This window comes from Bacillus yapensis, from assembly GCF_005280205.1.
GTDB classification, from domain to species: Bacteria; Bacillota; Bacilli; order Bacillales; family Cytobacillaceae; genus Robertmurraya; species Robertmurraya yapensis.
Window position 1 is genome coordinate 176403 of record NZ_SUND01000002.1, and the last position, 24390, is coordinate 200792.

A 24390-nucleotide genomic window follows, 5' to 3' on the forward strand; every position below is an offset into this window, starting at 1 on the left:
AAATGGCAACTTTTAAAGACTTTAGAAATAATGTAAAGCCGAACTGGTGCCCAGGATGCGGAGATTTCTCTGTACAAGCGGCAATTCAGAGAGCGGCAGCAAATGTCGGTTTAGAGCCAGAACAATTAGCAGTGGTTTCTGGAATCGGATGTTCTGGACGTATTTCTGGTTACATTAATTCATATGGTTTCCATGGTATTCACGGACGCTCCCTTCCTATTGCACAAGGGGTAAAAATGGCTAATCGTGATTTAACTGTTATCGCTTCTGGGGGTGACGGGGATGGATTCGCGATTGGTATGGGTCATACGATCCATGCGATTCGTCGTAATGTTGATGTAACTTATATCGTTATGGATAACCAAATTTATGGTTTAACAAAAGGTCAAACATCTCCAAGATCGGCAACTGGTTTTAAAACAAAATCCACACCAGCCGGTTCTGTAGAACAGCCGATTTCACCAATGGAGATGGCCCTAACTGCTGGAGCAACTTTTGTTGCACAGAGTTTTTCTACAGATTTGAAGGATTTAACTGCTTTAATAGAAGCAGGAATTAAGCATAAAGGCTTCTCTTTAATCAATGTATTTAGTCCTTGTGTAACTTACAATAAGGTGAATACGTACGATTGGTTTAAAGAAAATCTTACAAAGCTAGCAGATATTGAAGACTATGATTCTTCTAATCGTGAGCAAGCAATGCAAACGTTAATGAAGCACAATGGTTTAGTAACAGGACTTATCTATCAAAATACGGAGCGTCCTTCTTACCAAGAGCTTCTTAATGGCTACTCAGAAACACCACTTGCTACTGCAGACTTACAATTAGATGAAGCACATTTCGAGAAGTTAGTTGCGGAGTTTATGTAAGGAAACATTCTTATAAGTCTATTAGAACAACCTCAAGCATACTTGGGGTTGTTTTTTACATGAACATAGTAAAAACCTTGTCAGAAGTAGGTTGCTATTGTATTCGGCCGGTGTAGGGTTTATACTTTTATAATGTGTGTATTAGTAAATTTGTAAATGAAATTTGGAGTAAATCCTAGTAAGAAAGGAGATTCTTCATGAACGAAAATCAACGTTTAGAAGGTCAACAAGTGAAAGCGGCTAATCCTTCGGACAAAAAATCCGAAAAGGATTACAGCAAGTATTTTGAAACCGTTTATGTGGCACCTTCCTTAAAGGAAGCGAAAAAGAGAGGTAAAGAAGAGGTTAAATACCATAATGACTTCGCTATTTCTGAAGAATTTAGAGGACTAGGTCAGGGGCGTAAATTCTACATCCGTACTTATGGTTGCCAAATGAATGAGCATGACACAGAAGTTATGGCTGGAATTTTTCTAGCATTAGGATATGAACCTACTGATACAGTAGACGATGCCAACGTCATCCTATTAAACACTTGTGCAATTCGTGAAAATGCTGAAAATAAAGTGTTTGGTGAACTAGGGCACTTAAAGCATCTAAAAACGGAAAATCCTGATTTGCTTATTGGTGTATGTGGCTGTATGTCTCAGGAAGAATCTGTTGTCAATAAGATTCTTAAAACGTACACACAAGTAGATATGATTTTTGGTACTCATAATATTCATCGTCTACCAAACATTCTTCACGAAGCTTATATGTCTAAAGAGATGGTTGTTGAAGTTTGGTCAAAAGAAGGCGATGTCATCGAGAATCTACCAAAGGTTCGTCGTGGCAATATTAAGGCATGGGTGAATATTATGTACGGATGTGATAAATTCTGTACATATTGTATCGTTCCTTATACACGCGGAAAAGAACGTAGCCGCCGTCCAGAAGAAATTATTCAAGAGGTTCGTCAGCTTGCGGCACAAGGATATCAAGAGATTACGCTTCTTGGTCAAAACGTAAATGCGTATGGGAAAGATTTTGAGGATATGAAATATGGTCTTGGTGACTTAATGGATGAAATCCGTAAAATTGATATCCCTCGCATTCGTTTTACAACAAGCCATCCTCGTGACTTTGATGACCATTTAATAGAGGTACTTGCAAAAGGTGGAAACCTTGTTGAGCACATTCATCTTCCAGTACAATCTGGATCAACAGATGTCTTAAAGATTATGGCTCGTAAATATACGAGAGAACAATACTTGGAGCTTGTACGTAAAATTAAAGCTGCGATTCCAAATGTAGCATTATCTACTGATATAATCGTAGGTTATCCAAACGAAACAGATGACCAGTTTGAAGAAACTTTATCTTTATATCGTGAAGTTGGATACGAGCATGCTTATACGTTCATATATTCTCCAAGAGAAGGTACGCCAGCTGCTAAAATGCAAGACAATGTTCCGATGAGAGTGAAGAAAGAACGGCTTCAACGTCTTAACAGTCTTGTGAACGAACTATCAGCTGAAGCGATGAAAAAGTACAAGGATAAAGTTGTTGAGGTTCTAGTTGAAGGTGAAAGTAAGAATAACCCTGATGTTTTAGCTGGATACACTCGTAGAAACAAGCTTGTTAACTTTGTAGGCCCAAAAACAGCCATTGGTAAGGTTGTTAAGGTGAAAATTACGAATGCAAAAACATGGTCATTAAACGGAGAAATGGTGGAAGAATTAGAACAAGTTGAGGTGAAGTAAGATGGCAAAATATAATAAAGATGAAATTGTATCCCGTGCACGTGAATTGGCTGCTATGATTGCTGAAACAGAAGAAGTAGATTTCTTCAAAAGAGCTGAGGCACAAATTCATGAGAATGAACGAGTACGTAAGCTAATTGATGAAATTAAAGGACTTCAGAAGCAAGCGGTTAATTTACATCATTACGGAAAACCAGAAGCTTTAAAAAGAACGGAAGATAAGATTGCAAAAATTGAAGCTGAACTTGATGCGATTCCAGTTGTTCAGGAATTCAAGCAATCTCAAGGTGATGTCAATGACCTTCTTCAACTTGTAGCTTCCACAATTTCTAATAAAGTGACGGATGAAATCATCACTTCAACAGGTGGAGACCTGTTGAGCGGAGAAACTGGAGCAGAAATGAAGAACAAGGAATGCTCTCACCACCATTAAGATATAGTAAAAATCCCCTATGCCGAAATCTCGGTATGGGGGATTTTTTTGTCTCTTTGGCTAAAATTCAGCTTTGACCGAGGTGTGAATGAACACAAAATATCAACACCTACATTCACCCATTTCTAGGTATATGCATAGGATGTTCTATATTCGAATTTTTGATTGAACGCGAAAAAAATGGATTAGAACAAGGCTTAATTGGGTGCCCAATAGGTATTAATAAGAAGCTGTTCTCGTTAAGATGGTTGTTAAAATCCTACTGCCGTTGGCCAGCGACCGATTTTAACGTAGAAATAGTCAGTTGGTGCATCGTAACACGTTTGCAAGCTCTTTTCTCTTTAATTTAAGACTAATTATTATGGAAAACACAGATTAATTTATTGATTTTTTGTTCCAATAGCAAGAATGTATGAGAAAAGAGCCCAACAAAAAGATAAGCACACTAGTCTAATATCCCGCATAGGATGAAATGAAACTGAATGAGGAGGTTCGCTCGCAATGGGAGAATACAGAGAGATTATCACAAAAGCGGTCGTAGCGAAAGGACGAAAATTCACTCAATCCAATCATACGATTAGCCCGAAGCACTATCCAACGAGCATTCTAGGTTGCTGGATTATTAACCATACGTACGAGGCGAAAAAGGTTGGAAAAACAGTTGAAGTTTGCGGCTACTATGATATCAATGTTTGGTACTCCTTTAATGATAATACACAAACCGAAGTCGTCACAGAACGAGTAGACTATACAGACGTTATTAAGCTAAAATACCGCGATCCAGATTGTCTCGACGAACTCGATGTAATTGCTAAAGTGTTACAGCAACCAAACTGCATAGAGGCTGTGATTTCCCCGAACGGAAACAAAATAATTGTTCACGTTGAAAGGGAGTTTCTTGTAGAAGTAGTCGGCGAAACAAAAATTTGTGTCGAAGTCCATGCTGGTAAGCATAAAGACGATGACGACGATTACTTTGACGTAGACGATGAGGAATTTGAAGATTTAGATCCAGATTTCTTAGTCGGCTCTGAAGAGGAGTAGAACAAAGCTAGGGAGGTTATGCTTCCTAGTTTTTTCTTTTGTAACCGTGAAAATTGGAAATCGATTCAAACAATACAACCAATTCTTGCCCTATGCTATAATGAGAGAATGAGTAGATAAAACAGAATTGCTAGTTCTATTAAATGTGAAAATGAATCAATTTAAAAAACTTATTATCTCAACACAAATGAGAGTTTTGGAGGATTTATATGGCTGCTACATATACGCCGATGATACAACAATATTTACAGGTGAAGGCAGACTACCAAGATGCCTTTTTATTTTTTCGTCTAGGAGATTTTTACGAAATGTTTTTTGATGATGCGATAAAAGCATCACAGGAATTAGAAATTACATTAACGAGTCGTGAAGGCGGCACCGCGGATCGAATCCCGATGTGTGGTGTACCTTATCATTCGGCCCCTCAATATATTGAAAGACTTGTAGAAAAAGGTTATAAAGTGGCGATCTGTGAACAGACAGAGGACCCGAAACAGGTGAAGGGGATTGTAAAACGAGAAGTTGTACAATTGATTACCCCAGGGACGATGATGGAAGGTCGCGGCCTAAATGAAAAAGAAAATAACTATATTGCTACAGTAAGCATTTTTGACGAAAAGAGCTATGGATTTGGCTATAGTGATTTATCAACCGGGGAAAACCAAGTGACCATATTAGAAGGTGACTTTGAACTTGTTCTCAATGAATTAGCTCTGTCTGGAGCAAAGGAAGTAGTTATCCCATCGAGCTTGGATGATTCCCTACGAGGAAAAATGAAGGAGCGCTTTGGAGCAACTCTATCAATTGAGGACAACGATCATTTAAATGAGAGTTTTTCCATGCTGCTTCATGGATTAGAGGAGCCGAAACTGGCAAAGACAATTTCTAGATTGTTTAACTATCTCTATCGAACGCAAAAACGAACTCTTGATCACTTGCAGCCAGTTACGCGCTATGAAATCCAGCAATTTATGAAAATTGATTATTATTCGAAACGAAATCTAGAGCTTACGGAGACGATTCGTTCGAAAGGGAAAAAGGGTTCTCTTTTATGGCTATTAGATGAAACAAAGACGGCAATGGGAGGAAGGCTTCTTAAACATTGGATTGACAGACCTCTTATTCAAAAAGCAGACATCTTACGTCGCCAGTCACTTGTGGAAACATTCATGCGTCATTACTTTGAACGTCAGGATATTCGTGAAAAGTTGACTGAAGTATATGACTTAGAGCGGTTAGCTGGACGAGTTGCGTTTGGAAACGTCAATGCCCGTGACTTAATCCAATTAAAGCGTTCTTTAATGCAAATTCCAGCCCTTAAGGCAATCATAAATGACTTGAACAATGAAGCGGCGAAAGGTTTAGCGGAACAACTTGATCCTTGTGAAGAAGTGGTCGATATTTTAGAGCGGGCAATCGTGGAAAATCCTCCGTTATCGATTAAGGATGGAAATATTATTCAAGATGGCTATCATGAAGAGCTTGATCGCTACCGAGATGCAAGTAGAAACGGAAAGACATGGATTGCCCAGTTAGAACGTGAAGAACGTGAAAAAACTGGTATTAAAACGTTAAAAGTCGGTTATAACCGTGTATTTGGTTACTATATTGAAGTGACCAAAGCCAATCTTCACTTGCTGAAGGATGGCCAATATGACCGCAAGCAGACACTAACAAATGCCGAGCGCTTTATTACTCCAGACTTGAAAGAAAAAGAGTCATTGATTTTACAAGCGGAGGAAAAAAGTGTCGAGCTAGAATATGAGCTATTCACAGAGATTCGTGAACTTGTTAAAGGGTATATCCCAAGATTACAGCAATTAGCGAAAACGGTCAGCGAAATCGATGTGCTGCAATGCTTTGCTTCGATTAGTGAAGAAAGACATTATGTGAAACCGAGCTTTTCCGATGAACGAATCATTCTGTTAAAGGATGGACGTCATCCGGTTGTCGAAAAAGTCATGAAGGCGCAAGAGTATGTGCCGAATGATTGCTATATGGACCAAGAACGGGAAATGCTTCTCATTACAGGACCGAACATGTCTGGTAAAAGTACGTATATGAGACAAATTGCTTTAACGGCGATTTTAGCTCAAATCGGATGTTTTGTACCAGCAAATGAGGCGACTTTACCAATTTTCGACCAGGTCTTTACGAGAATTGGAGCGGCTGACGACTTGATTTCAGGGCAAAGTACATTCATGGTTGAAATGTTAGAAGCTAATAATGCAATTGAGAATGCAACCGAAAATAGCTTAATTTTATTTGATGAAATTGGTCGTGGAACTTCGACGTATGATGGAATGGCGCTTGCACAAGCGATTATAGAGTACATCCATAATCGAATTGGTGCAAAGACATTATTTTCAACTCATTACCATGAGCTGACTGTACTTGAAGAAGAATTGAAGCAACTGAAGAACATTCATGTCAGTGCAATCGAACAAAACGGTAAGGTTGTCTTCCTTCATAAAATCAAAGAAGGAGCAGCAGATAAGAGTTATGGAATTCATGTTGCCCAGCTTGCGAACTTGCCAGCGAGTCTGATTGGACGAGCAAAAGAGATTCTCCATGCTTTTGAAAGTCAAGATGCAGTGAGTAATGGACAAGCTCCAAAAGTAGAAAAGGTTGAAGAAGTCGCTATGGCAACGGATGCCCAGTTATCTTTCTTCGATGAGCGTCCGGTTGTTACGGAAAAAACGACTCTATCTAGTAAAGAAAAGCGTGCATTAGAGCAAATTAAAGAAATTGATATATTAGAGCTAACGCCAATGCAGGCGATGAATACACTTTATGAGCTTCATAAAAAATTGAAGAACTAATTCGCGAAGGGAGGGTGACTGATGGGGAAAATTATTCAGTTGGATGATTTACTTTCCAATAAGATAGCAGCTGGTGAAGTAGTCGAACGGCCCGCTTCTGTTGTAAAGGAATTAGTGGAAAATGCGATTGACGCAAACAGCACGATTATTGAAATTGAAGTAGAGGAAGCAGGACTTTCGAAGATTCGTATTATTGATAATGGGGACGGGATTGAAGAGTCAGATGTGTTGATGGCTTTTAGAAGACATGCGACAAGTAAGATTAAGGATGATAAGGACCTATTTCGCATTAGAACGCTTGGTTTCCGTGGCGAGGCCCTACCGAGTATTGCCTCTGTTTCACGTTTGGAGTTGAAAACCTCCACAGGTGAAGAAGGAACAAGGCTAGTGCTTGCAGGCGGACATATAGAGGTCCATGAAAAAGCATCTGCGAGAAAAGGAACGGATATCCAGATCACCGATTTATTTTATAATACTCCTGCCCGTTTAAAATACATGAAGACTGTTCATACAGAGTTAGGGAATATTACAGACATTGTAAATCGTCTGGCCCTATCTCATCCAGAGGTGTCATTTCGCCTAGTACACAATGATCGAAAGCTGCTTCATACGAACGGAAATGGTGATGTCCGCCAAGTGCTGGCCGCAATTTACGGCTTAAATATTGTGAAGAAAATGATTCCAATCCATGCATCATCATTGGATTTTACGATTAGTGGCTGGCTTGCTTATCCAGAGATTACGCGTGCGTCACGAAACTATATTACAACGATGGTGAACGGACGTTTCATCAAAAATTATCCGTTAGTCAAAGCAATTCAAGAAGGGTATCATACCCTTCTTCCGATTGGTCGCTTCCCGATCGTCATGATTAACATTGAGATGGATCCGATTCTAGTAGACGTCAATGTGCATCCTTCAAAAATGGAGGTTCGATTTAGTAAAGAAGCTGAATTAAACCAATTGGTGGCACAGACGATTAAAGAAGCATTTCATACGAAAGAGCTCATTCCAACTGGGATGCAACGGGAACCAAAAGAAGTAATTCGAACAGAACAACCTTCTTTTGACTTAGACCATCTCCCAATTGCAAAAGAGGAACAGCCACCGATCGAATATGATCTACCTGAAATCGAACCATATTCTCCTCCTGTCCAGACTCCATTTGTACAGAAAATGGAATGGACAGTTGAAATGAAACAAGAAGAGACGAGCGTACCGACTTTCTCAGAGCCGGTGCTAGAAAAAGAGGAAGAAGTACCAGCACCGATCGAATCACGCGTTCCACCTCTCTATCCAATTGGTCAAATGCATGGAACCTATATATTTGCGCAAAACGAAAAAGGGCTTTATATCATTGACCAGCATGCGGCCCAGGAACGAATCAAGTACGAATATTTCAGAGAAAAAGTGGGACGAGTTGAAAAAGAACTACAGGAAATGCTCGTTCCGCTCACTTTTGAATATTCATCTGATGAGACTATTAAAATTATGGAACATAAGGATAAACTTGAGGAAGTCGGAGTTTTCCTTGAACCATTTGGGATAAATAGCTTTATCGTTCGTTCTCATCCACAATGGTTTCCAAAAGGGGAAGAGAAGGAAACCATCGAAGAAATGATTGAACAGCTCTTAACAATGAAAAAGGTCGATATTAAGAAATTAAGAGAAGAAGCTGCCATTATGATGAGCTGTAAAGGTTCCATTAAAGCCAATCATTATTTGCAGACAAGTGAAATTCAAGCTCTGCTTGATGAACTAAGAAGGTCTTCAGATCCTTTTACATGTCCTCATGGCCGGCCAATTATTATTCATTATTCCACTTATGACATGGAGAAGATGTTTAAGCGAGTGATGTAGAAAATCGCCAAGCTCAAGTATGAGTTTGGCGATTTTTTGTCTTTCTGGGGGAATTCATTTCCAATATGTAGAAGAGAGTTATAATAAAGTTAATCATCGAGGTAGAAAAAAGTTTTGTCTATCATAAATATAGTAGTAGGCCATTCTTAGGGGTGATCAATTGGTTGTATTAGTTATTTTGCCTTTCTTTATCGGTTTGCTCTTGATTGCTTTTATCATTATTGCTGCAGTGAAAAATAAGGAAGGAGGAGAGAAGATGATTCGCCATTTATACACGTATTTAGTTCTTTTTGCGACATTAATGATGGTGATAGGAGGAGGAATTTCTATCTTTATGGCTACTGCTGATTTAGTGAGTCCACCTGCCTATTATCAGAGCTATTCTGATTTTAAAATGATGAAGCAAGCAGAAAAGGTCCCAGGTGAGAATCAAGAATCATTAAGTGAAGATGAGCTAAAAACCCAATATGATCAGCTCATTGAAGATGAAGAACAGAGACAGAAAAACAACGCTGTTAATCAAATTATTAAAAGTTTAGGCTTTATTGTTATTCCGCTTCCGATTTTCATTTATTTTAATAGATTGAGAAAAAAGATTATCGAAACATAATGGAAGTTAACTCGTTCATTCACTTGGACTAGGAAATTGCCCATTTAGCTTGTCTACCCATTCCGAACTATAAGCTGTCTACATATAATGGACTAACTGAGAATAGAGGGGAGGCAACTAAATGAACTCGCATCAAAATGACAAAAGACTTTATGGCTACGGAGGACCAGGTGGATATGGGTATCCAGGAGCAGGATACGGTTATGGCTACGGCCCTGGCTATGGTCCTGGATACGGCGGCTATGGGTACGGATATCCAAGTGGTAATGTATATACAGCAGGGTTACTTGGTTTAGGAGCAGGCTTATTAGGCGGGAGTCTTTTAGGTCAAGGGGGACATTTTGGTGGCTACCAAGGACACCAACATGGACATCATCATGGTGGACACAACCATGGTGGACACAACCATGGTGGACACAATCATCATAACGACGGACATCATCATCATGACGGCAATCACAGACGCTTAAAATAATAGTTAAAGGACACCCACGAAAAAAATTGTAGGTGTCCTTCTATTTTTATTAACGGATTGATTGTTGTAGTCTTTTCATTAAACGTAAAGAATCGCCAGTACCTAATGCAACTGATTCTAGAGGATTCTCAGCAAGCTGCACAGGAACAAAAATTTCCTTGCTTAGCCATTCTTCCATTCCGTTAAGCAGTGATCCTCCACCAGTTAAAATAACACCGCGGTCTACGATATCACCACTTAGTTCTGCTGGACATTCTTCGAGTGTAGCGCGAATTGCTTCAAGAATATGAAGAAGTGATTCCTTTAATGTATCACGAATTTCATAGGAAGATAGGGTAATGGTTTTTGGCAAGCCGGTTACTAAATCTCTACCTCGTACATCCATCGCTAGTTCGTGATGATCGACAAGAGCGTAGCCAATTTCCATTTTTACTTGCTCAGCTGTTCTCTCACCGACAAGTACATTATATTGTTTACGGATGTACTGGATAATTTCTTCATCAAGTCTGTCGCCACCAACGGTGATTGATTGACATGCTACTACACCACCGAATGAAATAATGGCAACTTCGGTTGAACCGCCACCGATATCAACAATCATGTTTGCAACAGGCTCATCGATCGGAAGACCAGATCCGATAGCTGCAGCTACTGGCTCATCGATTAAAATAACTTGCTTGGCACCAGCGTTGCGCGCGGCATCTTGAATCGCTCTTTTATCAACACTTGTTGCTGCTGAAGGAGTACAGATTACAACGTTCGGTTTTCTAACCGTAAGTCCTGTTAACTGGGCCGCTTTTTTCATAATAATTTTGAGAAGTTCAGTCGTAATATCATAATCGGCAATCACTCCATTTTTTAGCGGACGAATAACACGAATATTCGCAGGCGTCTTTCCGACCATTTCTTTGGCATCACGACCAAAAGCAATGACTTTCTGCGTATTAATATCGATTGCTACAATGGAAGGTTCGTTGAGAACAATTCCTTTATTTTTACTGTAAACTAATATATTTGCTGTTCCTAAATCGATTCCAATTTCATTTGCTGAAAGCATTTTTTTCCCACCAATTCCTTATTGTTTTTACTTTATATAAATTAGCACGAGATATGTCGAAAAAGGGGGTTGTTATCTAAACGTTAAGGAATTGTAATGAAACAAGAAAAAATCGGAAATAACCTAGGACTTTGAATAGGGGTAAAAAGGATTGGGCATAATTGATAAATGTTGAGTAAAATGGAGAATCCTTTAAAAAATGCCTTTAAATGTGTTACGATGTATTAGCACAAGTTCTTTATAAAACACAAATGGATTGAAAAGGCAGTGGCGGTAGTGGATAAGCATGAAAAAGTAGTGGTTTTAATTGGACCTACAGCTGTAGGGAAAACGAAACTAAGCATTGAGTTAGCAAAAGCTTTTAATGGAGAAATCATTAGTGGAGATTCGATGCAGATTTATAAAGGGATGGATATTGGAACCGCCAAGATTACCCCTGAGGAAATGGAAGGCATACCCCATCATTTAATTGACATTAAAGAGCCTCATGAATCTTTTTCTGTTGCAGAATTTCAGGAGCGGGTTCGAAAAAAAATTACAGAAATTACACAACGGGGAAAGCTACCAATGATTGTGGGAGGTACGGGCTTATACATTCAATCCGTCATATATGATTATCAGTTTTCTGATGCCCCATCAGACGAAAAATTCCGACGCACTCTTGAAAATAGGGCTGAAGTAGAAGGCAACGAAGCAATATATGAAGAATTACAGAAGGTTGATCCAGTAGGAGCGAAAACAATTCATCCGAATAACCTACGAAGAGTTGTTCGAGCGCTGGAAGTTTTTCATTGCACTGGTAAAACAATGTCTCAATATCAAGAAGGGCAGACGCCTGAATTGATGTATGATACAGCAATCATAGGGTTGACGATGGACAGAGAAAAATTATATGAGCGCATTAACAAACGAGTGGATATTATGATGGAACTAGGATTGTTAGAGGAAGTAAGAGAGCTTTTTCAATCCGGGTTGAAAGATTGTCAATCCATTCAGGCAATTGGCTACAAAGAGATTTATGAATATTTATATGGTAAAATATCTATTGTGGAAGCCAATGAACAGCTGAAACAAAATTCTCGTCGGTATGCGAAACGCCAGCTAACTTGGTTTCGTAATAAAATGGATGTGGAGTGGTTCGACATGTCAGATGTGACGACAATCGAAACTTTACATAAAAAAATTACGGAAATTTCTTCGTATATTGAAGGAAAGCTAGAAATAAAATCGAATACATATTAATAGAGATAAAAGAGGAGGATCCCATGATGAAACAATCCATTAACATTCAAGACCAGTTTTTGAATCAGTTGCGTAAGGACGGTATCAGCGTTACAGTATTTTTATTGAATGGTTTTCAATTAAGAGGCCAGATCAAAGGCTTTGATAATTTTACTGTTTTGTTTGAATCTGAAGGTAAACAGCAGCTTGTATACAAGCATGCGATTTCAACCTTTGCACCTCAGCGGAATGTTCAGATTGATTTAGAAAGTCCACAACAATCATAATTAATGGCGATTTTCTCGAAGGGGAAAATAGCTTGAAGAATTGATTCGTGTCACAAAAAACTAAAACAAGTCAAATATTAAAAAGGTCCACTTCATACCGAGGTGGGCTTTTTTGATCGAGAAAAAATCCTAATGAAATTGGACTGAATTGAATACATATAGATTAGTTACCGTTTTTGTTAAGTTGATCAGTGCAATAGTACGTCCCATATAGGCGTTTGTCACAACAATAGTATTCTTTGAGTATATTGTTTTTAAGGAAGGACTTTTCACAGCACAAAAAACAGCCTTGAAAGAAATGAGAGGTGAAAGCTTTGGACCAACCTTTTCGCATGAAAAATAACGGACAAATTAGTATCGTCCTTAATTCACAACAGAGAAAAACATTAGAAAAAGAACTTCCAGATTTAAAAGTTGTTCCAAAGGAAATTCAACAGGAGCATGCCGCGTTAAAGGAAATTGAAGAGGAGCTCGCTGCACTTGTTGGAATGGAAGAAATGAAAAAAACAATAAAAGAAATTTATGCTTGGATATATGTCAATAAAAAGCGAGAAGAAGTAGGTTTAAAGGCGGGAAAGCAAGCTCTTCATATGATGTTTAAAGGGAATCCTGGAACAGGAAAAACAACGGTAGCAAGGTTGATTGGGAAGTTATTTCATCGGATGAATGTTCTAACGAAAGGACATCTCATTGAAGCAGAACGGGCAGACTTAGTCGGGGAGTATATTGGACATACTGCACAGAAAACAAGAGACTTAATTAAAAAAGCAATGGGTGGCATTTTGTTTGTTGATGAGGCCTATAGCTTAGGGCGTGGGGGAGAAAAAGATTTCGGAAAAGAAGCGATTGATACGATGGTAAAGCATATGGAGGACAAACAGCATGATTTTATCCTCATATTAGCTGGATACTCTCGGGAAATGGATCAATTTCTAACTTTAAATCCAGGTTTGTATTCGCGATTTCCACTTGTAATTGATTTTCCTGACTATACGATTGATCAGCTCATGGAAATTGGCGGGAAAATGTTGAAGGAAAAAGAATATACATTAAGTCATGAGGCAGAAAAAAAGCTTCGTGAACATCTATATTGGGTTAAGACGTCCTTAAGCTTAACAAGCTTCTCGAACGGAAGATATATGAGAAATATTATTGAAAAATCGATTCGTTCTCAATCGATGAGACTTCTCCTACAAAATCATTATGACCGGCACGACCTGATGACGATACGGAGTAATGATTTGATTTTGGATGATGACTAGAAAAAGAGGTGCCTTTTACATTTTATAAAAGGCACCCTTTTTTTCGAAAGATAATCTTTTTGGAAGTCTCCAATTGTATGTATAGGATAGGACACGTAATAAAGTGACGAGAACAAAAAGAATATATAACTCCATTGAACTAACAGCTAATTTAAGGCCGATTGCTAAGCCGCAAACGATCGCCCACACCCCGTAAATTTCTGCGTTTAAAATAAGTGGTTTTCTCCCAGCGAGTAAATCTCGAATCATTCCTCCGCCACTTCCAGTTAAAACAGCTGCAACAATGACAGCACTTAAAGGTAAATTCATTTTAACAGCATACATGGCTCCTTGAATGGCGAAGGCTGATAATCCAATGGCATCAAAAAAGTTTCCCCATCTTTGCCAAAGCTTCAGGAGATTGTTTAGAAATAAGAATACGATAGTAATAGATAAAAGGGCAATTTGAAAAAATACACCTTGCTCCCATAATGCTGAGACAGGCACCCCGATTAAAAGATTCCTTATTGCTCCACCACCAAATGCAGTGACAATTCCTAATATGTATACTCCTAAAATATCAAAATCTTCTTCCATCGCAATAATGGCACCACTCATGGCAAAGGCCACTGTGCCAATCATACTTAATACTTCCCAGGTCATGCAGTTTTCTCCTCTAATCTAGAAATCTCAGATGTAAATTTTCGAACTTTAAAAATGCTTTCAAGCAAATATACAAACAAACAAATTGATTTTATCACGGAAAGCCTTAATCTCCAATGAAAAATTCGTTTTGTGAGACATTATTTGATATGATGAAAGCAAAGTGTTAATTGTTGTCTCAAAAGGGAGGCAACTCATGTAAGGAGGCAATTTAGTGAATCAAGAAACTAGCTACGAAAAAGTCATCATTGTTGGTTGTCAAACAACGGAAGATGAACTTCGATATGAATATTCTATGGTTGAACTTGAGTCTTTAACAGAAACAGCAAAAGGAAAGGTCGTTGCAAAATTAATTCAAAAGCGTGACCGCGTTCATCCCTCTACATACATAGGAAAAGGAAAAGTAGAAGAATTAAGAGCACTTGAGGAAGAGCTTGAAGCAGACCTCATTATTTTTAATGATGAATTATCTCCGAGTCAGGTCCGAAATCTTTCTGCCCATATTGATGCAAGAATTATTGATCGAACCCAATTAATTCTTGATATCTTTGCGACGCGTGCTCGCTCAAAAGAAGGGAAATTGCAAGTTGAGCTTGCTCAGCTCCAATATCTTTTACCTAGACTTGGCGGACAAGGTACTCAGCTCTCAAGACTTGGTGCCGGTATTGGAACGAGAGGTCCTGGGGAAACAAAGCTAGAGTCAGACCGTCGACATATTCGTAGAAGGATTGATGATATTAAAAACCAATTGTCTGTCATTGTTCAGCATCGAGACCGCTACCGTGAAAGAAGAAAGAAAAATAAGACGTTCCAGATTGCGATTGTTGGTTATACAAATGCAGGAAAATCAACACTTTTTAACCGATTAACGGAAGCGGATTCCTTTGAAGAGAATCAATTGTTCGCTACCCTTGATCCAATGACGCGAAAAGTCATTTTGCCAAGTGGCTTTGGTGCACTTTTGACAGATACGGTTGGATTCATTCAAGACCTTCCGACAACATTGATTGCTTCATTCCGTTCTACATTGGAAGAGGTGAGTGAGGCTGACTTAATCCTTCATGTAGTCGATATGTCGAATGAGGATTATTATCAACATGAAGAAACCGTACATAAATTGTTAGAGGATTTAGAGGTTCATCAAATTCCTCAGCTAACCGTCTACAATAAAAGGGATTTACAACATGTTGATTTTGTTCCTACTGCTAAGACAGAGACGATTAGCATCAGTGCCTTTGATAAGGAAGATCGAATTCACTTGAAGCAGAAGGTTGAAAAGCTCGCCATTCAATCAATGGAGTATTATCATGTAGAAGTGCCATCTTCTGAAGGGAAGCTACTTTCCCAGTTGAAGAATGAGACGATTTTAAGAGAATTGAACTTTCATGAAGAAAAACAAGTCTATGTTTGTAAAGGGTATGCGCTTAGTGACCATCAAATCTATGGACAGTTGAAAAAATATACAGTTTAGAAGGAGAGCAACATGTTTCAACAATTAAAATATGGGAACAAGCTAGAAAAAATCATAAAGGAAGTAGAGGTAAAAATCGAACCGTTACATAAAGAAATTGATGAACGCATCGACCGAAATCAATTTCGTGTCTTAACAAGCTTTCAAAACAAGCGTGTTAGTGATTCGCATTTCATTCCGTCAACCGGCTATGGCTATGATGATATCGGTCGAGATACATTAGAAGAAATATATGCTGAAGTGTTTGGTGGGGAAGCTGGGCTTGTGCGACCGCAGATTATTTCTGGAACACATGCGATTTCAATTGCACTCTTTGGTGTACTCCGACCGGGGGATGAACTCCTCTATATTACGGGGAAGCCGTATGACACGTTAGAAGAAATTGTCGGGATTCGTGGCAATGGTGTCGGTTCCTTAAAGGAATACGGAATCTCCTATAATAGCGTTGCCTTAACAGAAGAGGGGCAAATTGATTATCCTGCAATCAAAGCAGCTATGAAGCCGAATACGAAGATGATTGGAATTCAACGTTCCAAAGGCTATGCTAACCGACCATCCTTTACAATCGCTCAGATTAAAGAAATGATTGCTTTTGTAAAAGAAATTAAGCCAGATACCGTTGTGTTTGTTGATAACTGTTATGGGGAATTTGTAGAAGATTTAGAGCCATGTCATGTTGGTGCTGATTTAATGGCAGGTTCTCTCATTAAAAACCCAGGTGGTGGACTTGCGAAGACGGGTGGATATCTAGTTGGGAAACAGGAATGGATTGAAGCGTGTTCCTACCGCTTAACTTCTCCAGGAATTGGCCGAGAAGCAGGGGCGTCTCTTTATAGTTTGCAGGAAATGTATCAAGGATTTTTCTTGGCTCCCCATGTTGTTGGACAAGCATTAAAAGGGGCAATCCTAACGGCTGCAACTTTAGAGAAACTAGGAATGAACACGAATCCAAAATGGAACGCAGCTCGTACTGACTTAATCCAGTCTGTACAATTTGATGATAAGGAGAAAATGGTTGCCTTTTGCCAAGCAATTCAATTTGCTTCTCCAATTAATTCACATGTCACGCCGTACCCTAGTTATATGCCAGGTTATGAGGATGATGTAATTATGGCTGCAGGAACATTTATTCAAGGAGCTAGCATTGAATTAACGGCTGATGGTCCGACACGTCCACCATACGTTGCCTATGTTCAGGGAGGATTAACCTACTCGCATGTTAAAATGGCGATTTGTCTCGCGTTGAATCATTTATTAGAAAAGGGTCTTTTGCAGGTGGATTAATACTTTAGATTACTAGAAAAAAATATTTTAAATTTTTATGTCATAAAACCTAACATGGTGTTGACAGAAAAACTAACATTTCATATAATAAAAACATGATAGAAAGGTGGAGAGACAATCGCATGAGCGGAAGTGAAATTCGTCGTACGATGCCACTATTTCCAATAGGAATTGTGATGCAATTAACTGATTTAACTGCACGTCAAATCCGCTACTACGAGGAACACCAATTGATATCTCCAGCAAGAACAGAAGGGAATAGGAGAATGTTTTCTCTTAATGATATTGACCTTCTACTCGAGATTAAGGATTTAATTGATCAAGGTGTCAATCTCGCTGGAATTAAACAACTTTTTTCCGCAAAGGAAAAACAAGTAGTGACAGAAGAAATGCAGAAGGAAGCTAAAAAAGTAAGACGTGAATTATCTGATGATGAATTGAGGAAAATTCTTAGGTCTGAATTAACGCAGGCCGGAAGATTTAATCGTTCCTCACTACGTCAAGGGGATATGTCTCGCTTTTTTAAGTCATAAAAAGTAGTAATAATGGGGAGGAAGTAGAATGGCGAAGTTTACAAAAGATGATATCAAAAGATTGGCAAATGAGGAGAACGTAAAGTTTATCCGTCTACAATTCACAGACATCTTAGGAACAATTAAGAATGTTGAGATTCCTATTAGTCAGCTTGAAAAAGCATTAGACAACAAAATGATGTTTGATGGTTCTTCTATCGAAGGATTCGTTCGTATTGAAGAATCTGATATGTACCTATATCCAGATCTTGATACATGGGTTGTATTCCCGTGGACTGCTGAAAAAGGTAAAGTAGCACGCTTAATTTGTGATATTTACAATCCAGATGGTACACCATTCTTAGGTGACCCTCGTAACAACCTCCGTCGTATTTTAAAAGAGATGGAAGAGTTAGGATTCACTGATTTCAACTTAGGACCTGAGCCAGAATTCTTCTTATTCAAGCTTGATGAAAAAGGCGAACCAACTCTTGAACTTAATGATGCTGGTGGTTACTTTGACCTTGCTCCAACAGATCTTGGTGAAAACTGCCGTCGTGATATCGTTCTAGAATTAGAAGAAATGGGTTTTGAAATTGAAGCATCTCACCATGAGGTAGCTCCTGGTCAGCACGAAATTGATTTCAAATATGCTGATGCGATTACAGCATGTGACCAAATTCAAACCTTTAAATTAGTTGTAAAAACGATTGCTCGTAAGCATGGTCTTCATGCGACATTCATGCCAAAACCATTATTTGGTGTAAACGGCTCTGGAATGCACAGCAACGTTTCATTATTCAAAAACGGAGAAAATGCATTCTATGATCCAACTGGAAACTTAGAGCTAAGCGATACAGCTCGTCAATTCATCGCTGGTATCATTAAGCATGCTCCTAACTTTACTGCTGTAACTAACCCAACAGTGAACTCTTACAAGCGTTTAGTTCCTGGTTATGAAGCACCTTGTTATGTTGCCTGGTCTGCTAGAAACCGTTCACCATTAATTCGTATTCCTGCTTCTCGCGGCTTAAGTACTCGTGTTGAAGTAAGAAGCGTAGATCCAGCTGCTAACCCATATTTAGCAATGGCTGCTCTTCTAAGTGCTGGTCTTGATGGAATTAAAAACAAATTAACTCCTCCAGCACCAGTAGATCGCAATATTTATGTTATGACAAGAGAAGAGCGTATCGAAGAGGGTATCGTTGATTTACCAGCTACTTTAGCTCAAGCACTTGATCAATTAAAATCAGATGAAGTAATGACTGCTGCACTAGGTGAGCACATTCTTGAACACTTCATCGAAGCAAAAGAAATCGAATGGGATATGTTCCGTACTCAAGTTCATCCATGGGAAAGAGAACAATACATGTCAATGTATTAATAAATGCAAGAACCCCTTAACCATTTCTGTGGTTAAGGGGTTTTTCGTGTTTGGATGTGTTCAATCCTCTTAATAATATATTCCGATTGTGCGAAGAAAAAGAGAACAAAGAGAGGGATGAAAATAAGAATAATCTTTCGATGCCAAGTTAAGTTGTATTTCATAGTAAATGACGAGGCAATAAAACTAGCAAGCAATTGCGTGAAAAAATACCCCATAGAACTCATCCTTTCACTCTTTTTTCTTAGTGTGGTGCAAATTTAGAATAATCATTCTAGAAAACCAAAAAAGCAAATAGAGAGCTTTTTGGGTTTTCAGACTTATATTGACTATTAGCTAGATGTTATCACGCCCATCATAGATATATAAATCATCCTAATTTGTATATTTATCCTATTCGCAGGGGAAATTATTCCAGATATATGGAGTAGGAGGCTTGTTTGATGAAGATTATGAAATACACGAAACCATTACTAATACTAATGATGATTCTTCCTTGGTTATCGATTCCTATGTTAGGAAAAGCTGCATTTAAAAGGTTTTTATCGGCAGGTCTGTTTATTTCATTGATGGTTAGATTTACTAACTTTATTGCAAAAAAGAGAAAATGGTGGTGGTGGTATACAAAACTCCATCCGGAAATTTCGGGATCTATTCCTTTAATAGTTGGACCGTTTTTTATCGGTTCCATGTGGATTCTAAAACTGACATATGGCAAGTTTTTTAGATACATGCTATTCAATTTAATCATCGATGCATTTTTTACGTTTGTACTAGTGGACCACTGGTTAACTAAATTTGGGATCGCCTCATTGGTGCGAATGAAAAAGATTCAATTATTATATGTGTTCATCATCCTGGCATTACAGTTATATGGTTTTCAATATTTAAAAGAAAACTTTTCAGGCTGGAAACAAAGGGTTGAAGAAAATTTAAATTAATAGTTAGCGAAAAATGTTCAATCCATAGAAAAAAGCAAGCCGAGGCTTGCTTCATCTGTTTACTATATTTAATGAATGTGGCGATATACACCAATCACTTTACCAAGAATCGAGACGTTTCTTAAAATGATAGGTTCCATAGTAGAGTTTTCTGGTTGTAGACGAATGTAATCTTTTTCTTTAAAGAAACGCTTTACCGTTGCTTCATCTTCATCTGTCATTGCTACAACAATATCTCCGTTATTTGCGGACTGTTGTTGACGAACAATAACATAGTCTCCATCTAAAATACCCGCTTCAATCATACTTTCTCCCATAATTTCTAACATGAAAACATTCTCGTCGTCAGCAGCTAGTCGCTCTGGTAATGGGAAATATTCCTCCACGTTTTCGATAGCTGTTATGGGTAAGCCTGCTGTTACCTTTCCAACAACCGGTACATTAATGACCTTGCTCTTTGGAATATTAGAAGCCTCATCGATTTCTAAAATCTCAATCGCCCTTGGCTTAGTAGGATCGCGACGGATAAGTCCTTTACTTTCAAGTCTAGCTAAATGGCCGTGAACGGTAGAACTTGAAGCAAGTCCAACAGCCTCTCCAATTTCTCTGACGGATGGTGGGTATCCTTTAAGCTTGACTTCGTCTTTTATAAATTCAAGAATATCTTGCTGTCTTTTTGATAGCTTGACCATACTTTCACACCTCGAATCTTATTTCTTGTTTTGATTATAGCATGTATTACCAATTGATACAAACATAAGTTCGAATTTTTGTTGACATGAAACAAGTGTTCGTATTATAATAAAATCAAATAAACGAACATACATTCTTAAATGAGGTGTTTTTAATGAAGAAAATTTGGAATCGATATTCTTATGCTATTATACTAATCTTATTGAGTTTTTCTTTGGCTTTTGTTTTTGGACAAAAATCTGAATCTAATATAAATGAAGAATTTATCTCTATCACTGTTCAGGAAGGTGATTCTTTGTGGGAATTATCAAAAGCATATGCGGACGAGCATCAGCTATCTTCTAAACAGTTTATTAACTGGGTAAAGAAGACGAATGAAATTGATGATAATATAAATGTAGGTGATTCTATTATCATTCCAGTGAAGTCAGATAATCTGTTTTTAGCTAGTAGTGGGGAAAACGAATAGTAAGGAAGTATTGCTAAATGAATGCAGTTATATATTGTCGCGTAAGTACGAAAAAAGATACTCAAGAATCCTCTTTAATGAGACAAGAGGAAGAACTTTTAGATTTAGCTTCTAATTATCAATTTGAAGTAGTGAAGGTCATAAAAGAGCAAGCTAGCGGGTATGATTTGGAGCGAGATGGCGTTATTGAGTTATTATCTCTTATTAAGGATAAGAACGTTCAGGTTGTTTTAATTCAAGATGAAACAAGGTTAGGAAGAGGTAATGCGAAAATTGCCTTGTTACATTGTATTATGAAAGAAAATGTTACTCTTTACACAGTTGCGCATAATGGACAACTTCAAGTATCTGAAGCAGATTCTATGGTATTACAAATCGTCGGGATGGTAGAGGAATATCAACGGAAAATACATAATATCAAAATCAAAAGAGGTATGAAAAAGGCTATTAAGGAAGGCTATAAGCCGCAAAACAATCTTAAAAATCTTGGTATAAGTAGTGGCAGAGAACGGGTAGAAATACCGATTGAGGAGATTGTGCGGCTCAGACAAAATGATCTTACCTTTGCGGAGATTGCTGCAACCTTAAGAGGATTTGGATATCCAGTCTCAAAGGCTACTGTTCACAGAAGATATCAGGAATATATTGAAGATAAAGGAAGCCAGAAAGCATAAGCTCATTTCTTGTAAAAAGATTTAATTCATAGTAATATTTATGTTACTTAAAGGTAAACAAAAAGGAGTTTAATCATGCTTTCAAAAGAAAAAATGGCAAGAATTAATGAGCTAGCAAATAAAGCGAAGCAAACGCGTCTTACAGATGAGGAAGCAAAAGAGCAAACCTCACTTCGCAAAGAATATTTGGAGACTTTTCGCTCATCGATGCTTACTACATTAAAAGGCGTAACCATCATGGATCCTGATGGAAATGATGTTACTCCAGATAAATTGAAGCAGTACCAAAATAAAAATAAGTTAAATTAGATACCTAAAGGAATGCGTTTATACGTTATTCCTTTTTCTGTTCCTTCGAAAGGTTTTTATTTTACACATAGAGACAAAAAATAGTGGGAGAATAGGAACAAAATTGATTTTTTCCATAAAATATTGACTATATTGGTTGTGAAAAAATTAACAGGCATATATATTTAATAGGTAGAGTGAATTTCATTAGCGTTTAAAAAGTTATGCTGGAATATCCTGCCTTGCCTTTTTACTTGCTAAATGCCTGAAAGTTTCACTTACAGAAGGAATACATAGGAGGGATAGATACAATGTTTGGACAAGTTGATACATTATCTATTAACGCAGTTAGAACCTTGTCAATCGATGCAATTGAGAAAGCGAATTCAGGTCACCCTGGGATGCCAATGGGAGCTGCGCCAATGGCGTACACTCTATGGACAAGACATATGAACCATAACCCAAAAAATCCACAGTGGTTTAATCGTGATCGTTTCGTTTTATCTGCTGGACATGGTTCCATGCTTTTATATAGCTTGTTACATTTATCTGGTTATGAAGTAACAATTGAGGATTTAAAGCAATTCCGTCAGTGGGGCAGTAAGACACCTGGGCACCCAGAGTTTGGTCATACTCCTGGAGTAGATGCAACTACTGGACCATTAGGTCAAGGGATTGCAATGGCTGTAGGGATGGCAATGGCTGAACGTCATTTAGCTGCTTCATACAATAAGGATAAGTATGATTTAGTCAACCATTTTACATACAGTATTTGTGGTGATGGAGATTTAATGGAAGGTGTTTCTGCGGAGGCAGCTTCATTAGCAGGTCATTTAAAGTTAGGTAAACTAGTTGTATTATACGATTCAAATGACATTTCTCTTGATGGTGATTTAGATCGTTCATTCTCTGAAAGTATTGCAGATCGTTTCAAATCTTACGGATGGCAATATATTCGTGTTGAAGATGGCAATAACCTTGAAGAAATTGCGAAAGCGCTTGAAGAAGCGAAGAGTGATGAAACGCGTCCAACTATGATTGAAGTTAGAACAGTCATTGGTTACGGTTCTCCGAATAAATCTGGTAAGTCAGATGTTCACGGTGCACCACTTGGAGCAGACGAGTTAAAGTTAACAAAAGAAACATATCAGTGGTCATTTGAAGAAGATTTCCATGTACCAAGTGAAGTATATGAGCAATTTAAGAAATTCATTGCTGAAAATGGCGAAAAGAAAGAAAAAGAATGGAATGAGCAATTTCAAGCTTATAAAAATGAATACCCAGAATTAGGTGCACAATTAGAAGCAGCGATGAAGGGTGAGTTAATCGAAGGCTGGGATAAGGATATTCCTGTCTATGAAGAAGGAAAAAGCTTAGCGAGCCGTGCTTCATCTGGTGAAGTGTTAAACGGAATTGCTAAAAATCTTCCATACTTTATTGGAGGCTCAGCTGACTTAGCTGGTTCTAATAAAACTACTATTAAAGGTGTTGGTGACTTCACACCTGAAACATTTGAAGGTAGAAATATTTGGTTTGGTGTTCGTGAATTTGCGATGGGAGCTGCGATGAACGGCATGGCTCTTCATAGCGGCTTGAAAATATTTGGAGGTACATTCTTCGTATTCTCTGATTACCTAAAGCCGGCGATTCGTCTAGCTGCTTTAATGAAGCTTCCTGTTACTTATGTATTCACACATGATAGTATTGCTGTTGGTGAAGATGGTCCAACTCATGAACCAGTTGAACAATTAGCAGGCTTAAGAGCAATGCCTAATTTAGACGTTATTCGTCCTGCTGATGGAAATGAAACAGCGGCAGCTTGGAAATTGGCTGTAGAATCAACTGATCGTCCAACTGCACTTGTGTTAACACGTCAAAATTTACCGACATTAAAGGATACAGATAAGAACGCTTATGAAGGTGTATCTAAAGGTGCATATGTTGTTTCACCTGCACATACTGAAAATCCAGACGTATTGTTACTTGCAGCTGGTTCTGAAGTACCTCTTGCAGTTGAAGCACAAAAGGCTCTAGAAAGCGACGGCATTCATGCTTCTGTAGTAAGTATGCCTTCTTGGCACCGTTTTGAGCAACAGTCACAGGAATACAAAGATAGTGTTATTCCGAAGAGTGTGAAGAAGCGTTTAGGAATTGAAATGGGCGCATCTCTAGGTTGGCACCGTTATACAGGTGATGAAGGCGATGTCCTTGCAATCGACCAATTCGGAGCATCAGCACCAGAAGCGAAAATTTTAGAAGAATATGGCTTCACTACGCAAAATGTAGTTGCACGTGTGAAGGCTTTACTTGCAAAATAATAAAAATGAGGTACTAGCTTATAGCTAGTGCC

24 protein-coding genes are annotated in these 24390 nt (G+C 38.3%); 21 read left to right on the top strand and 3 right to left on the bottom strand.

Annotated elements, in window-relative coordinates; translation table 11 throughout:
* The first annotated feature begins 2 nt into the window (after positions 1-2).
* The 9 genes from FAR12_RS03210 (at position 3) to FAR12_RS03245 (ending at position 9855) form a co-directional block, all read left to right on the top strand.
* On the top strand, positions 3-869 hold the full coding sequence (locus FAR12_RS03210) for a 2-oxoacid:ferredoxin oxidoreductase subunit beta (RefSeq protein ID WP_126406145.1): 867 nt from the start codon (positions 3-5) through the stop codon (positions 867-869).
* Between the two features lie 197 nt (positions 870-1066).
* Entirely contained in the window at positions 1067-2611 is a 1545-nt protein-coding gene (gene miaB / locus FAR12_RS03215) for a tRNA (N6-isopentenyl adenosine(37)-C2)-methylthiotransferase MiaB (protein WP_126406148.1), read from the top strand.
* Position 2612: 1 nt separating this feature from the next.
* Entirely contained in the window at positions 2613-3044 is a 432-nt protein-coding gene (locus FAR12_RS03220) for a YlbF/YmcA family competence regulator (protein WP_126406151.1), read from the top strand.
* Between the two features lie 161 nt (positions 3045-3205).
* Complete coding sequence (locus FAR12_RS23230; protein ID WP_170972068.1) at positions 3206-3394, top strand: hypothetical protein; 189 nt, start codon at positions 3206-3208, stop codon at positions 3392-3394.
* A gap of 151 nt (positions 3395-3545) precedes the next feature.
* Positions 3546-4088, top strand: a complete 543-nt coding sequence (locus FAR12_RS03225) for an outer spore coat protein CotE (RefSeq protein ID WP_126406154.1) — start codon at positions 3546-3548, stop codon at positions 4086-4088.
* Between the two features lie 209 nt (positions 4089-4297).
* On the top strand, positions 4298-6910 hold the full coding sequence (mutS, locus tag FAR12_RS03230) for a DNA mismatch repair protein MutS (RefSeq protein ID WP_126406157.1): 2613 nt from the start codon (positions 4298-4300) through the stop codon (positions 6908-6910).
* A 21-nt stretch (positions 6911-6931) separates the two neighbouring features.
* The gene (mutL, locus tag FAR12_RS03235; protein ID WP_126406159.1) at positions 6932-8770 is read left to right on the top strand and encodes a DNA mismatch repair endonuclease MutL; all 1839 of its coding nucleotides are present in this window, start codon (positions 6932-6934) and stop codon (positions 8768-8770) included.
* Positions 8771-8930: 160 nt separating this feature from the next.
* Entirely contained in the window at positions 8931-9380 is a 450-nt protein-coding gene (locus FAR12_RS03240; protein ID WP_126406161.1) for a hypothetical protein, read from the top strand.
* Between the two features lie 121 nt (positions 9381-9501).
* Complete coding sequence (locus FAR12_RS03245) at positions 9502-9855, top strand: hypothetical protein (RefSeq protein ID WP_126406162.1); 354 nt, start codon at positions 9502-9504, stop codon at positions 9853-9855.
* Positions 9856-9904: 49 nt separating this feature from the next.
* On the opposite strand, the gene mreBH is transcribed toward FAR12_RS03245, so the two are convergent.
* Complete coding sequence (mreBH, locus tag FAR12_RS03250; RefSeq protein ID WP_126406164.1) at positions 9905-10912, bottom strand: rod-share determining protein MreBH; 1008 nt, start codon at positions 10910-10912, stop codon at positions 9905-9907.
* A gap of 276 nt (positions 10913-11188) precedes the next feature.
* On the opposite strand from mreBH, the gene miaA reads away from it, so the two are divergent.
* From miaA to spoVK, 3 genes are all read left to right on the top strand, one after another.
* Positions 11189-12154, top strand: coding sequence for a tRNA (adenosine(37)-N6)-dimethylallyltransferase MiaA (gene miaA, locus FAR12_RS03255; protein ID WP_126406166.1), 966 nt, complete (start codon positions 11189-11191; stop codon positions 12152-12154).
* Positions 12155-12180: 26 nt separating this feature from the next.
* The gene (gene hfq, locus FAR12_RS03260) at positions 12181-12420 is read left to right on the top strand and encodes an RNA chaperone Hfq (protein WP_126406168.1); all 240 of its coding nucleotides are present in this window, start codon (positions 12181-12183) and stop codon (positions 12418-12420) included.
* 314 nt (positions 12421-12734) lie between these two features.
* Complete coding sequence (gene spoVK, locus FAR12_RS03265; protein WP_126406170.1) at positions 12735-13682, top strand: stage V sporulation protein K; 948 nt, start codon at positions 12735-12737, stop codon at positions 13680-13682.
* Between the two features lie 15 nt (positions 13683-13697).
* On the opposite strand, the gene FAR12_RS03270 is transcribed toward spoVK, so the two are convergent.
* Positions 13698-14324, bottom strand: coding sequence for a trimeric intracellular cation channel family protein (locus tag FAR12_RS03270; protein ID WP_126406172.1), 627 nt, complete (start codon positions 14322-14324; stop codon positions 13698-13700).
* A 214-nt stretch (positions 14325-14538) separates the two neighbouring features.
* On the opposite strand from FAR12_RS03270, the gene hflX reads away from it, so the two are divergent.
* The 5 genes from hflX (at position 14539) to FAR12_RS03295 (ending at position 19916) form a co-directional block, all read left to right on the top strand.
* Positions 14539-15795 (top strand): GTPase HflX, encoded by a 1257-nt coding sequence (hflX, locus tag FAR12_RS03275; protein WP_126406174.1) that lies wholly within the window; start codon positions 14539-14541, stop codon positions 15793-15795.
* Positions 15796-15807: 12 nt separating this feature from the next.
* Positions 15808-17079, top strand: coding sequence for a methionine gamma-lyase family protein (locus tag FAR12_RS03280; RefSeq protein ID WP_126406176.1), 1272 nt, complete (start codon positions 15808-15810; stop codon positions 17077-17079).
* 122 nt (positions 17080-17201) lie between these two features.
* Positions 17202-17612 carry a MerR family transcriptional regulator gene (locus FAR12_RS03285; protein WP_126406178.1) on the top strand — a complete coding sequence of 137 codons (411 nt, stop codon included), beginning with the start codon at positions 17202-17204 and terminating at the stop codon, positions 17610-17612.
* Positions 17613-17640: 28 nt separating this feature from the next.
* The gene (gene glnA / locus FAR12_RS03290; protein ID WP_126406180.1) at positions 17641-18975 is read left to right on the top strand and encodes a type I glutamate--ammonia ligase; all 1335 of its coding nucleotides are present in this window, start codon (positions 17641-17643) and stop codon (positions 18973-18975) included.
* A gap of 443 nt (positions 18976-19418) precedes the next feature.
* Positions 19419-19916, top strand: a complete 498-nt coding sequence (locus FAR12_RS03295) for a hypothetical protein (protein WP_170972069.1) — start codon at positions 19419-19421, stop codon at positions 19914-19916.
* A gap of 68 nt (positions 19917-19984) precedes the next feature.
* On the opposite strand, the gene lexA is transcribed toward FAR12_RS03295, so the two are convergent.
* The gene (gene lexA / locus FAR12_RS03300; RefSeq protein WP_126406182.1) at positions 19985-20608 is read right to left on the bottom strand and encodes a transcriptional repressor LexA; all 624 of its coding nucleotides are present in this window, start codon (positions 20606-20608) and stop codon (positions 19985-19987) included.
* Between the two features lie 155 nt (positions 20609-20763).
* Here lexA and yneA point away from each other — a divergent pair, with 155 nt between their 5' ends.
* From yneA to tkt, 4 genes are all read left to right on the top strand, one after another.
* Positions 20764-21078 (top strand): cell division suppressor protein YneA, encoded by a 315-nt coding sequence (gene yneA / locus FAR12_RS03305; protein ID WP_126406184.1) that lies wholly within the window; start codon positions 20764-20766, stop codon positions 21076-21078.
* A gap of 17 nt (positions 21079-21095) precedes the next feature.
* Positions 21096-21752: a YneB family resolvase-like protein gene (locus FAR12_RS03310; protein WP_126406186.1), complete on the top strand. Its 657-nt coding sequence runs from the start codon at positions 21096-21098 to the stop codon at positions 21750-21752.
* A gap of 75 nt (positions 21753-21827) precedes the next feature.
* Positions 21828-22061, top strand: coding sequence for a DUF896 domain-containing protein (locus FAR12_RS03315; protein WP_126406189.1), 234 nt, complete (start codon positions 21828-21830; stop codon positions 22059-22061).
* A gap of 290 nt (positions 22062-22351) precedes the next feature.
* On the top strand, positions 22352-24358 hold the full coding sequence (gene tkt, locus FAR12_RS03320) for a transketolase (protein WP_126406191.1): 2007 nt from the start codon (positions 22352-22354) through the stop codon (positions 24356-24358).
* The last annotated feature ends 32 nt before the right edge of the window (positions 24359-24390 follow it).

Coding starts and splice junctions, on each gene's coding strand:
- FAR12_RS03210 (WP_126406145.1), top strand. CDS start 3: ATGGCAACTTTTAAAGACTTTAGAAATAATGTAAAGCCGAACTGGTGC.
- miaB (WP_126406148.1), top strand. CDS start 1,067: ATGAACGAAAATCAACGTTTAGAAGGTCAACAAGTGAAAGCGGCTAAT.
- FAR12_RS03220 (WP_126406151.1), top strand. CDS start 2,613: ATGGCAAAATATAATAAAGATGAAATTGTATCCCGTGCACGTGAATTG.
- FAR12_RS03225 (WP_126406154.1), top strand. CDS start 3,546: ATGGGAGAATACAGAGAGATTATCACAAAAGCGGTCGTAGCGAAAGGA.
- mutS (WP_126406157.1), top strand. CDS start 4,298: ATGGCTGCTACATATACGCCGATGATACAACAATATTTACAGGTGAAG.
- mutL (WP_126406159.1), top strand. CDS start 6,932: ATGGGGAAAATTATTCAGTTGGATGATTTACTTTCCAATAAGATAGCA.
- FAR12_RS03245 (WP_126406162.1), top strand. CDS start 9,502: ATGAACTCGCATCAAAATGACAAAAGACTTTATGGCTACGGAGGACCA.
- mreBH (WP_126406164.1), bottom strand. CDS start 10,912: ATGCTTTCAGCAAATGAAATTGGAATCGATTTAGGAACAGCAAATATA.
- hfq (WP_126406168.1), top strand. CDS start 12,181: ATGAAACAATCCATTAACATTCAAGACCAGTTTTTGAATCAGTTGCGT.
- FAR12_RS03270 (WP_126406172.1), bottom strand. CDS start 14,324: ATGACCTGGGAAGTATTAAGTATGATTGGCACAGTGGCCTTTGCCATG.
- FAR12_RS03280 (WP_126406176.1), top strand. CDS start 15,808: ATGTTTCAACAATTAAAATATGGGAACAAGCTAGAAAAAATCATAAAG.
- FAR12_RS03285 (WP_126406178.1), top strand. CDS start 17,202: ATGAGCGGAAGTGAAATTCGTCGTACGATGCCACTATTTCCAATAGGA.
- glnA (WP_126406180.1), top strand. CDS start 17,641: ATGGCGAAGTTTACAAAAGATGATATCAAAAGATTGGCAAATGAGGAG.
- FAR12_RS03295 (WP_170972069.1), top strand. CDS start 19,419: ATGAAGATTATGAAATACACGAAACCATTACTAATACTAATGATGATT.
- lexA (WP_126406182.1), bottom strand. CDS start 20,608: ATGGTCAAGCTATCAAAAAGACAGCAAGATATTCTTGAATTTATAAAA.
- yneA (WP_126406184.1), top strand. CDS start 20,764: ATGAAGAAAATTTGGAATCGATATTCTTATGCTATTATACTAATCTTA.
- FAR12_RS03310 (WP_126406186.1), top strand. CDS start 21,096: ATGAATGCAGTTATATATTGTCGCGTAAGTACGAAAAAAGATACTCAA.
- FAR12_RS03315 (WP_126406189.1), top strand. CDS start 21,828: ATGCTTTCAAAAGAAAAAATGGCAAGAATTAATGAGCTAGCAAATAAA.
- tkt (WP_126406191.1), top strand. CDS start 22,352: ATGTTTGGACAAGTTGATACATTATCTATTAACGCAGTTAGAACCTTG.